This is a genomic window from Pseudarthrobacter phenanthrenivorans, assembly GCF_036455295.1.
Classification (GTDB): domain Bacteria; phylum Actinomycetota; class Actinomycetes; order Actinomycetales; family Micrococcaceae; genus Arthrobacter; species Arthrobacter phenanthrenivorans_C.
The window spans coordinates 54,793-65,364 of sequence record NZ_JAYXNX010000011.1 but is presented as its reverse complement, the minus strand read 5'-3'; the positions used below and the strand labels follow the sequence as shown (position 1 = coordinate 65,364).

12 protein-coding genes are annotated in these 10,572 nt (G+C 63.5%); 6 read left to right on the top strand and 6 right to left on the bottom strand.

Annotation, left to right across the window (positions count from 1 at the left end; translation table 11 throughout):
• Positions 1-24 precede the first annotated feature (24 nt).
• Positions 25-789 (top strand): response regulator transcription factor, encoded by a 765-nt coding sequence (locus VXJ37_RS14975; protein ID WP_174237535.1) that lies wholly within the window; start codon positions 25-27, stop codon positions 787-789.
• Here the strand turns inward: VXJ37_RS14975 and VXJ37_RS14970 are convergent.
• Positions 762-1,172: an Hpt domain-containing protein gene (locus VXJ37_RS14970; protein WP_331323826.1), complete on the bottom strand. Its 411-nt coding sequence runs from the start codon at positions 1,170-1,172 to the stop codon at positions 762-764. The genes VXJ37_RS14975 and VXJ37_RS14970 overlap by 28 nt on opposite strands.
• 228 nt (positions 1,173-1,400) lie before the next feature.
• Between VXJ37_RS14970 and VXJ37_RS14965 the strand changes: the two genes are divergently transcribed.
• Positions 1,401-2,624: a glycoside hydrolase family 26 protein gene (locus VXJ37_RS14965; RefSeq protein ID WP_331323825.1), complete on the top strand. Its 1,224-nt coding sequence runs from the start codon at positions 1,401-1,403 to the stop codon at positions 2,622-2,624.
• A 108-nt stretch (positions 2,625-2,732) separates the two neighbouring features.
• Here the strand turns inward: VXJ37_RS14965 and VXJ37_RS14960 are convergent, their stop codons facing one another.
• Genes VXJ37_RS14960 through bioB form a run of 4 tightly spaced genes read right to left on the bottom strand, consistent with a single transcriptional unit; the run spans position 2,733 to position 5,021 of the window.
• Positions 2,733-3,224, bottom strand: coding sequence for a very short patch repair endonuclease (locus tag VXJ37_RS14960; protein WP_331323824.1), 492 nt, complete (start codon positions 3,222-3,224; stop codon positions 2,733-2,735).
• 19 nt (positions 3,225-3,243) lie between these two features.
• Positions 3,244-3,678 (bottom strand): pyridoxamine 5'-phosphate oxidase family protein, encoded by a 435-nt coding sequence (locus VXJ37_RS14955; RefSeq protein ID WP_141943377.1) that lies wholly within the window; start codon positions 3,676-3,678, stop codon positions 3,244-3,246.
• Positions 3,679-3,729: 51 nt separating this feature from the next.
• Positions 3,730-4,005, bottom strand: coding sequence for a biotin synthase auxiliary protein BsaP (bsaP, locus tag VXJ37_RS21195; protein ID WP_440589819.1), 276 nt, complete (start codon positions 4,003-4,005; stop codon positions 3,730-3,732).
• Positions 4,002-5,021: a biotin synthase BioB gene (bioB, locus tag VXJ37_RS14950; RefSeq protein ID WP_331323823.1), complete on the bottom strand. Its 1,020-nt coding sequence runs from the start codon at positions 5,019-5,021 to the stop codon at positions 4,002-4,004. The genes bsaP and bioB overlap by 4 nt, the downstream gene beginning before the upstream one ends.
• 212 nt (positions 5,022-5,233) lie before the next feature.
• On the opposite strand from bioB, the gene VXJ37_RS14945 reads away from it, so the two are divergent.
• The 4 genes from VXJ37_RS14945 to VXJ37_RS14930 all read left to right on the top strand — a co-directional run bounded on the left by VXJ37_RS14945 (position 5,234) and on the right by VXJ37_RS14930 (position 9,979).
• Positions 5,234-6,961 carry a purine-cytosine permease family protein gene (locus VXJ37_RS14945; RefSeq protein ID WP_331323886.1) on the top strand — a complete coding sequence of 576 codons (1,728 nt, stop codon included), beginning with the start codon at positions 5,234-5,236 and terminating at the stop codon, positions 6,959-6,961.
• 192 nt (positions 6,962-7,153) lie between these two features.
• Positions 7,154-7,822, top strand: coding sequence for a DUF6318 family protein (locus VXJ37_RS14940; RefSeq protein WP_331323822.1), 669 nt, complete (start codon positions 7,154-7,156; stop codon positions 7,820-7,822).
• A gap of 143 nt (positions 7,823-7,965) precedes the next feature.
• Positions 7,966-8,778 (top strand): hypothetical protein, encoded by an 813-nt coding sequence (locus VXJ37_RS14935; RefSeq protein WP_331323821.1) that lies wholly within the window; start codon positions 7,966-7,968, stop codon positions 8,776-8,778.
• Positions 8,779-8,908: 130 nt separating this feature from the next.
• A complete protein-coding gene (locus VXJ37_RS14930; protein ID WP_331323820.1) occupies positions 8,909-9,979 on the top strand; it encodes an alkene reductase in 1,071 nt (356 codons plus the stop codon).
• Between the two features lie 235 nt (positions 9,980-10,214).
• On the opposite strand, the gene VXJ37_RS14925 is transcribed toward VXJ37_RS14930, so the two are convergent.
• Positions 10,215-10,532, bottom strand: coding sequence for a hypothetical protein (locus tag VXJ37_RS14925; RefSeq protein WP_331323819.1), 318 nt, complete (start codon positions 10,530-10,532; stop codon positions 10,215-10,217).
• Positions 10,533-10,572 lie beyond the last annotated feature (40 nt).

Below are 10,572 nucleotides of genomic sequence, written 5' to 3'. Positions count from 1 at the left end.
TGACGTTGGCACTGAGGGGGCTCTATGAGTGAGGCACGTGTGGGTCTGGTCATCGAGGATGACCACGACATTCGGGAACTGGTTCGCACTGTGCTGACCCAGGCTGGGTTTGACGTCACCGTCGCCAGCGGCGGCGCGGAAGGCGTCCTGATGGCGAAGAGCCTCAACCCGGACGTCATCACCCTGGATTTGGGGTTGCCGGACATTGACGGCTTTGAGGTTTCCCGGCAGATCCGCGAGTTTTCCGACGCCTACATCGTGATGCTTACTGCCCGCACCGAGGAGCTGGACACCCTGATCGGGCTTGAGTCCGGGGCCGATGACTACCTCACCAAGCCGTTCCGCCCCCGTGAGCTGCGGGCCCGTGTGGCGGCCATGATGCGCCGGCCGCGGTCGGTTCCGGATCCCGCTGACGTGGCCGTTGACTCGTCGCCGGACAGTGCAGCCCACCCCGAGCGTGGAAACTTCAGCCACAACGGGCTGGACCTCAGCTATGCCTCACGCACGGTCACCGTCGACGGCAGGGAGATGAACCTGACCCGTACCGAGTTCGAACTCCTCTATGCGCTCCTGGAAGCTGGCCGGACGGTGCGGACCAAGTCAGACCTGGTGCGCCGGCTCCGCGACGAGGATTACGACGTCGGCAGCTATATCAGCGAGGCGGACGAACGTTCCGTGGAAGTCCACATGGGGAACCTGCGCAAAAAGCTGGGTGACTCGCCGCAGCAGCCGCGCTGGCTGCAGACCGTCCGCGGGGTGGGCTACCGCTTGGCGCCGGGACAGCACTGAGCCTGCAGCCGGTGCATGGTCTGCCTGCTGCACTGCGTAATGGGCCGCAGGAACGTGGCCGCGAGCCTGGGCAACGCCACTGTCATGTCGGCGTGCCGGGCTTCGGCCCGGATCTCGTTCTCCAGTTCGAGCGCCAGTCCAGCCAGTCGCTCTGCTCCCACCATCTGGCTTGACGTTTTGAGGCTCAGGACGGCGTCCATGGAGCCCTCAAGGTCGCCGGTGGTGAGGGCCAGCCGCAGCCGGCCCAGCCGTTGTGGCAGGTACTCGATGAAGTTCCCCACGAAGACGCGGCTGTAGCCTTCTTCCTCTTCGAGTTCCTCCCGCAGCCGATCCAGGACAGACTGGTCCACCAGCGGCCTGGGCGCATCGTCCGATGTGCTCATGACACTCCTTTCTGCTGGTGTTGCGGGCGGGGGAAAGATGGGTTTGTGGGGGTGGTGCCGAGTACTTTTTCAGGTTAGGACTGATGCCTTTTCCTGGCAGAAGACTCGGCAAGAATTGTGGCTTTCTTGATGGGACTGCGGATTTTTGCCCATAAAATCAAGGCCAATGCTTTCTGCATTGGTGCCGTCTGCGGCCGTGGCCGCCTTTCAATCTGGGGATAGATTGCCGTGTTCCGAACCATTAGGACCTTATTTGTCGCGCTCATAATCGGGGCTGCGTTGGCGCTGTCCATCGTCCAGCCGGCCAGCGCAGCCGCGTCAGCGCAAATAACGCTCAATCCGACCTCCGGCCCGGCCGGCTCAGCTGTCACAGTTGCCGGCACAGGCTTCAAGGCCACCACTACCGGCACTGTGATTGTGGGCTCCACTACCTTCGCGTTCCAAACCACATCAACCGGCACCTTCAGCACGGGCATCACGATTCCGACCGGGTCCACCGGGAACCTGACCATCACAGCCAAAACATCCTCCATCAAGGCCTCTGCCACGTTTGTGGTGCAGGCAGCTCCAGCCCCGCAGCCACCGGCCGTCAGCACAGCAGCCCTGCGGTTCGGCGTGGCTACTCCCGGAGGGCCGCTGGCCAGCACCGAGCTGGACGAGGTTGCCACCCTTGCAGGGGAAAGCCCGTCCATGGTGATGAGCTACAAGGACTTCCTGCAGTCCCCGCCGATTACAGAAATGGACGCCGTCCGCTCCCGCGGAGCAACACCCTTGGTCACCTGGGAACCCTGGGCATGGGGAGGCGGCGTGGACCAGCCGGCATACGCCCTGGCCCGGATCACGGCAGGTGACTTTGATGCGTACATCACCCAGTGGGGCCAGTCCTTCGCCGCTTGGGGCAAGCCGGTCATGTTGCGTTTCGCGCATGAGATGAACGGCAACTGGTACCCGTGGGCCGAGGGCGTCAACGGCAACCAGCCGGGAGATTACGTGGCCGCCTGGCGGCACGTGCATGACGTTGTTGCCGCCACCGGTGCTACCAACGTCCAGTGGGTTTGGTCGCCGAACGTGCCCTATTGGGGTTCCACCGACCTTGCCGCGTTGTTTCCCGGAGCCGGTTATGTGGACATCGTGGCCCTGGACGGCTACAACTGGGGCACCTCACAAACCTGGAGCAGCTGGATTTCCCCTGTGGATCTCTTCGCCCCCGGCATCTCGCAGCTGCGCAGCCTGGCACCTGGCAAGCCGGTCCTGATCGCAGAGACTGCGTCCAGCGAACTGGGCGGGTCCAAAGCCACCTGGAACACGGACCTGGTGTCTTACCTGGCTGCCCAGTCCGATGTGATGGGCTTCGTCTGGTTCGACATGCAGAAGGAAACAGACTGGCGCATCAACAGCAGTGATTCGTCTGCTGCTGCCTTCAAGTCCGCCCTGTTGGCCCGGAGGAGCTAGGGGATAGGGTAGCTGCTCCGAAACTGCCAGTGGCTGCCTGATCGCGGCAACCCGTTTATCGTGCCTTGCCAGGATCAAGGACAGCGCCGGCAGCCGCTAAAGATTGCCTCAAGATTTCCTTGTCTGGCGGCCGCCGGCTTCGAGGAAGTGCACCAACTGGGTTTCAAGCGCTGAGTGGTTCTTCAGTTCGCACTCCCAGATGGTCAGCACTTCCCAGCCGGCGTCCTGCAGCTCACGTCGCTGGGCGGCGTCACGCTCCCGCGTCCTGGTCCGCTTTGCAGCCCAGAAGTCCGCGTTGGCCTTTGGCGCGTGCAGCCCCACCCTGCAGTCGTGGAAGTGCCAGAAGCAGCCGTTCACGAAGATCACCTTGCGGCGGCCGGCGAAGACGAGGTCCGGGTTTCCCGGCAGTTTGGCGCCGCCGGACCGGCCGTGCAGCCGGTACCGGTAGCCCTTGGCGTGCAGGAGCCGCCGGACCAGCAGCTCGGGCTTGGTGTTCTTGCCGCGGATGCGGGACATGTTCCAGCTCCGCTGCTCAGGCGTGAGCCTGTCGGCGCTGGGCATGTCTGCGGGGCGCTGGTCCACGCTGGAAGTGTCCGGCATCCTTCCAGTCTAGGAGTCCCTAGATCTCGCGTTCCGGTTGCTCGCCGAACACGAAGTGCCGTCCACTGACGGACTTGGGCTCGATCTCAACGTAGAAGTCCTTGAGCGTTGGAACCCACGTCTTCAGGCCGAGTTCCTCGATGGCGGCGACCTCGTCCGAGTTGCTCAGCACGCGGGCTGTTCCCCGGAGGATGACCGACCACGCCTCCTGGGAGAGGATGCCGTCGGTCTCAAAAAGGACTTGGGCGTTGATTGTCAGCTGGGCGAGTTTGTTGCCGGGTGCCGTGCGGAGGTAGACCTTGCGGTGGGAGGTCACGTAGTTCACGGGGAATATGTCAGGTTCCCCTGCGACGGACACCACCAACCGGCCGTGCTGGGTTGCCGCCAAAAGCCGCCACGATTGCTCGTCATCGAGTTCCAGGACGGGATTGCCGTCCGCGTGTTCAAACATCATGCGGCCATTCTTCCCAGCCGGGCAGCAACACACCAGAGGCCGGAAGGCCCGTTACGGGGCTTTCCTTCCGTGCCGCGCGCAGCTGGCCCACCAGCCCATTGGGGAAACCTGGACTTTGAGCCTGCGGCCGCAGAACGCGCAGTAGCGCGGGGGCTCAAGCTGGAGAAGGTCCGCGCACCTGGAGTGGTGGTACGACGGCGGCGCGTGGCCGCCGTCGTGCTTCTCCTCCCGGGACGCGTCATCCTCGGTGGGCTGAGGCTGAAGGAGGAGGCCGCAGAGTTCGCAGTATGGGGCGTCGGTTGTGTGCGGCGGATGCGGCGTGCTCATAGCGTCTTCTGCAGTTCCTTGATGGGCATGTTCAGGTCCACCAGGAGGTTGAGGTCGGCAGCGGCGGGGCGGCCCAGGGTGGTCAGGTAGTTCCCCACGATCACGGCGTTGATGCCACCAAGGAGGCCTTCCCGGGTGCCAAGGTCGCCGAGGGTGAGTTCCCTCCCGCCTGCGTAGCGCAGTACTGTCCGGGGCATGGCCAGCCGGAAGGCCACGATGGCGCGCAGGGCGTCCTTCCCGTCCATGACCTGCTGGTTTTCCAGCGGTGTGCCGGGCCTGGGGTTGAGGAAATTCAGGGGAACCTCGTGCGGTTCCAGCGCTGCGAGCTGGGCGGCGAGTTCGGCACGCTGTTCCAGGGTTTCCCCCATGCCTATCAGCGCGCCGCAGCAAAGCTCCATTCCGGCGTCCTTCACCATGGCGCAGGTTTCCAGCCGTTCCTCGTAAGTGTGGGTACTGACCACGTGTGCGAAGAAGCTGCGTGCCGTCTCAAGGTTGTGGTTGTAGCGGTGCACACCCCACGAAGCCAACTGGTCCACCTGCTTGCGGGTGAGCATGCCAAGGGAGCAGGCAATGTTGATGTCCACTTCCTGCCGGATTCGGTCGATGGCAAATTTGATCTGGTTCATCAGTTTGACGTCGGGCCCCCGGACGGCTGCAACGATGCAGAACTCGGTCGCCCCGGTCGCGGCTGTTTCCTTTGCGGCCTTGACCAACTCGGGAATATCCAGCCAGACGCCCCTGACGGGGCTGTCGAAAACGCCGGACTGGCTGCAGAAGTGGCAGTCCTCCGGGCAGCCGCCCGTCTTGATGGAGACGATGCCCTCCACTTCCACTTCATCCCCGCAGTGGCGCAGGCGCACCTGATGCGCCAGGTCAAGGGCAGCTGGCAGGGCGTCAGCTGGCAGTCGCAGGACATCCACAAGTTGTGCCTCCGCCAGGCCGATGCCCTGTTCAAGGACCTGCTGGCGGGCTGTTTCCAGGATGGGGTGGTCCCCGGAATGATGCGGAATGGTCATTGCCGTCCTTTTGCTCGGGATTAGTCTCCTCCGACGCTAGTTCCGCCGCAGCGGTCGGATTTTGTCGGTTGGGAACAATGCCGGCGCCGGCGTTTTGTTGACAAGTCCAGTCAAGGCTTTACACAGCAGAAACAGGACGGTGATCGGGCTGTCTTTTGGGGTGGATAGCGTCAGTGGCAGAATCCCGGACCCAAACGAAAGCGACGCACCCCATGGGCAACGACTCGGAAACAACCCAACTGCTGGAACCGGGGGCACCTGCTGGCGCCGCCGCCGTCGGACATCCTCCGGCAACCCCGACGGCGGGCAGCACGTCCGCGCTCAACGCCACCAAGGAAAGCCTCGAGGATTACACGCTCAGGTTCGCTCCGCGGTCCTACCGCAAGTGGAGCGCCGGGGTGGTGGCTACCAGCGCACTCGGGGGTATCGCCTACCTGGCCGACTTTTCGATCGGCGCGAACATCGGAATCTCCTACGGCACGGTCAACGCGATTCTGGGGATTGTGGTGGCAGCCGTCGTTATCTTCGCCACCGGGTTCCCGCTGGCCTACTACGCCGCGCGCTACAACATCGACCTGGACCTGATCACCCGCGGCTCCGGCTTCGGCTACTACGGCTCGGTGGTCACGAACGTCATTTTCGCCACGTTCACGTTCATCTTCTTCGCGCTCGAGGGTTCCATCATGGCGCAGGGGCTGGAGCTGGGACTCGGCATTCCGCAGTGGCTGGGGTATGCGGCGTCAACCATGATCATCATCCCGCTGGTGATTTACGGGATGACCACGCTGGCCAAGCTGCAGGTGTGGACCACCCCGCTCTGGCTGCTGCTGATGGTGGTTCCCGTGGGGTACCTGCTGGTCTCGCATCCGGAAAGCATCGACAGCTTCTTCGCCTACACGGGCGCGTCCGGGGACGGTGGACCGAACCTGGCGTCTGTAATGCTTGCGGCGGGTGTGTGCCTGTCCCTCATGGCGCAGATCGCTGAGCAGATCGACTACCTCCGCTTCATGCCGCCGCGCACTGATGCCAACCGGTCCGCGTGGTGGCGCGCGGTGATCCTTGCCGGACCGGGCTGGGTAATCTTCGGTGCTGTCAAACAGACCGTGGGCATGTTCATTGCCATCTACCTGATCGCCACGCTCGACCCCGCCGCGTCCGCCACCGCCAAGGAGCCCGTGCACCAGTTCCTGGGCGTCTACCAGGAGATGATGCCGGCATGGCTGGCCATGACCCTGGCCGTGGTGCTGGTGGTCATCTCCCAGATCAAGATCAACGTCACCAACGCCTACTCGGGCTCGCTGGCCTGGACCAACTCCTTCACGCGCATCACCAAGACCTACCCGGGCCGGATGGTGTTCGTGGTGGTCAACCTGCTGATCGCGCTGGTCCTGATGGAGGCGAACATGTTCGACTTCCTCAACACCATCCTTGGGTTCTACGCCAACTGCGCCATGGCGTGGGTGGTCACCGTGGCGTCCGACATCGCCATCAACAAGTACCTGCTCAAGGTTTCCCCGAAAGTGCCGGAATTCCGCCGCGGCATGCTGTATGCCGTGAACCCGGTGGGTTTTGTGTCGATGCTGGTGTCGGCGGGGGTCTCCATCGCGGTGTTCTTCGGGGCGTTCGGTGCAGGGCTCCAGCCGTACTCGCCCATCTTCGCGGTGGGACTGGCACTCGTGCTGCCGCCGGTCCTGGCGGTACTGACCCGCGGACGGTACTACCTGCGGCGTGCTGACGACGGGATCGACCTGCCCCTGTTCGACGCCGACGGCAACCCCAGCGACGCCAAGCTGCTGTGCCACGTGACGGGGTTGGAGTTCGAACGGCCGGACATGGTGCGTTCCGCCCAGGACGCTCCCGACGGCGGCCCGCAGTACGTTTCATCGCTCGCCTTGTCGACGGATAAGACGGGGGAATTGGTGCTGCCGAGCCAGCAATAGGTTTGTTTCCGTCCCAGGGAAGCCGGCGCAGTTTTGCGCCGGCTTCTTTTCTGACTTCTGCGCGTGTGGCCGTGGTGGTACAACGGAGGGCGGCGCCTGTGGATAAGTTTGATCGCGAAACTGTGACGTGGGCTACCCTTAACTCACTGTTCGGAGCAAGCCGTCTTGAAACTACTGGGGGAATAGCGGCCCATGACATTACAGAACTTTCTTACGCCCCTCGCTGCGCCGACGGGAGCCTTTCGCTCCGGCGCAGGAGCATTGTTCGTCGCTGCTGCGCTCGGCTTGACCGGGTGTGCGGGCGGAGCCCCTGCAGATCCCGGCACCACTTCGCCTGCTGCCACAGACGGCGCCACGAGTACCCCATCTGCTACTCCCACTCCGACACCCGGTGCTGTCTACAAACCGGCTGACGCGTCAGGACCGGCCCAAAACGTCCCCGTTCCTGTACTTCCGGAGGTGGCTAAGACGGAGACGAAGGAGGGTGCAGAGGCCTTCACCAAATATTGGTTCTCAGTGCTGAGCTATGCGTACGAGACGGGAGACACCACGGCCCTATCAAAGCTTTCCAAAGAGGGATGCGCTTTTTGCCAAGGACTCGTGGACGACATTGAAACAGCTTGGGCGGAAGGCAAGTGGATTTCCGGGGGGCAGATAGAAGTTCCGGCTGCTACGGCTAAGCCTTCCACAGACGGGTCCATGCAAGTTGTGCTTCAGGTGCTGCAGAAGGAACTCGTTATTCACAATCAGGACGGAAGCCCTTACCAAGATAAGACGGCCGCGACCAATGCTGGAAGTGTCGCAATGGTGAAGTTCGATAATGCGGGGTGGACGGTCAGCGACTTAGGGTTGATTCGGTAGTCATGGGTTACATAGGCAAGGTCCTGGCAATCCTCGCCTGTTGCACGCTGCTTTTGACGGCGTCTTTCTTGACCGCCTATGCGGAAGATGGGTCAAAGCCGAAACCGCGGATCGGTGGAGGCTTTGTAGACAGCGGGATAAAGGTGGGGGCTGACACCTGGGCACCTGACCCCGACACAGGTGACTTCATACGCGCTGAACCCGGCGCGGTAAGCACCGACCCCAACGAATACAAGTACGAACTCCAGTGTCACCTCGGGGGAGGAGACTTTGACACTCCCTGCCTTGCCCGCCAGCTCGACTGCAAGGACCGGGAGGACGGTGCCAAGGGCATCCCCGTCATGTGGCTGTCCCGCCCCCGGGGCGTGCCAGGCGCTGTTTGGGCACATCATTCGGGACCAACCTGCCTTTATGATCCAAAGCCTGAAGACCTGTTGCCCCGCATCGCCGCGGACATCCAGCGGCAGTTCCAGAACCTCCCGGTCAACGCGGGGCAGGTCGTCGCGCAGCCCAGCCCGAACACCCTCCGCGGCGCAGAAACGAATTTCTATGCCGACGCAGGTGAGCAGCAGTTCGATATCACCATGTTTGGCCAGAAGGTCCACGTGGTGGCCACACCGGTCCAGTACACCTGGAACTACGGGGACGGAACGGTATTCGGGCCGCAACCATCAATGGGTGGTCCGTTGCCCCAGGACCGATGGGGTGAGAAGACGCGGACCAGCCACCCCTACGCTGCCACAGGAGATTTCCAGGTTGTCCTGACCACGTCATTCCAAGGCACCTATTCCGTGAACTCCGGGCCGCCGCTGCAAATCCCGGGCCAGGGCCAGTTCAGCGCCCCGCCGCAGACCATCAGTGTGTGGCGCTCGCTCACCCGCAACTACGCCGACGACTGCCACGCGAATCCGCAAGGACAGGGCTGCCCGGGTGCAGGAGCCGGAGCCACCCGCTGAGGGCCGCACAACGGTAGTCCCGACCACCGGCTACTGTGATCCCCGTCCCATGAGCGCGATATCGGAATAGTTGCACGCGCCCCACAGTTGGCATAGGCAGTACGTTTTCAGCCTCTGAAAGGAACTGCGCATGCTGTTTTCCCCGCTCACCCTCGGCGAACTTGAACTCCCCAACCGCCTGGTGATGGCGCCCCTGACCCGCCTTCGCGCCGGCGAGAAGGGAATTCCGGGCCCCCTGCTCGCCGAGCACTACCGCCAGCGCGCTTCCCTCGGCCTCATTGTCAGCGAAGGAACGTACCCCACTCCTGCAGGCCAGGCCTATCCGGGACAGCCGGGAATCGTGACCCAGGAGCAGGTTGCCGGCTGGAAGAAGGTCACCAACGCGGTCCACGCCGAGGGCGGCCGCATGTTCGCCCAGATCATGCACGGCGGCCGGGTGTCCCACCCCGACATCACCGGCGGGCTGCCCATCGTTGCTCCCAGTGCGGTGGCAATCGACGGAGTCGTCCGGACTCCCGCCGGCAAGCAGCCGTACCCGGTTCCGCACGCGCTGACCACCGACGAGCTGCCCTTGGTCATCCAGGAAATCGTCAACGCGTCGCTGAACGCCATCGAGGCAGGGTTTGACGGTGTGGAACTGCACTCCGCCAACGGATACCTCCTACACGAGTTCCTGGCCCCGAACTCCAACGTCCGGACCGACAGCTACGGCGGGTCGCCGGAAAACCGGGCCCGCTTCGTCATCGAAACGGTCAATGCTGTGGTGGCCGCACTCGGTGCGAACCGGGTAGGCCTGCGCATCTCCCCGGAGCACAACGTCCAGGGCATTGCCGAGACTGACGCCGCAGACGTCCGCGCCACCTACGAAGTCCTGGTGGACAGCATCGCTCCGCTCAACCTGGCCTACCTGAGCATCCTGCACCACGAGCCAACCGGTGAGCTTGTCCAGGACCTCCGCGCACGCTTCGGCGGCACCTTCCTGGTCAACACCGGCTTCGGCGTGATCACCACACGGGAAGAAGCCGAAAGCCTGGTCGGCGGGGGACACGCGGACGCGGTCGTCGTCGGCCGGCCCGCCATCGCCAACCCGGACCTTGCCCGCCGTTGGAAGGAAAGCCTTCCGCTCAACGAGCCCGACGCTTCCACGTTCTACGCCGAGGGCGCCACCGGCTACACCGACTACCCGGTGTACCAGGGCTAAAGTAAAGGCCCATCAGCCAACCGCATCAAAACGACGACGGCGGCACCCACCATGGGTGCCGCCGTCGTTGGCTGTCTGGGGTGCTGGTCCCGGGCAGCGGCGCCGGAGGCCATCCGACGACCCCCGGCTGAAGACTTATGTGGCCCGCCGGACTCCAGCGGAAGCCGGCGGTGATCAGATGATACTCCAACGAATGGACTCTTACCAGAGCCAGTTTCCGGGCCGGGAAAACTGTCTAGAGCACGGCTTCGCGGCCGGTGCCTTCCTTCATCCGCAGCCGCCCGTCCTCAATGGAGACCAGCACGCTTTTAGGCTTGCCGCTGACCTTGGTGATGGCCTTCAGCCCCCGATTGGTGACCTCCACTCCCACCTGGGCCCCCTTCGCCGGCAGCTCTACGGACACCTCCGACGCGATGCCCAGCAGGGGATTGGTGGAGACACCCACCTCCCTGCTCACTTCCTTGCCGTTGACGGTCATGGTGATGTTGGCGTCCTCGAACCCCTCCTGGAACACCACAAGCAGCTCCCGCATGACGGCCTCTTCCTCGAGCATGGAACGCCAGTAACGGCATGTCCACTACAGCACTTTGCAG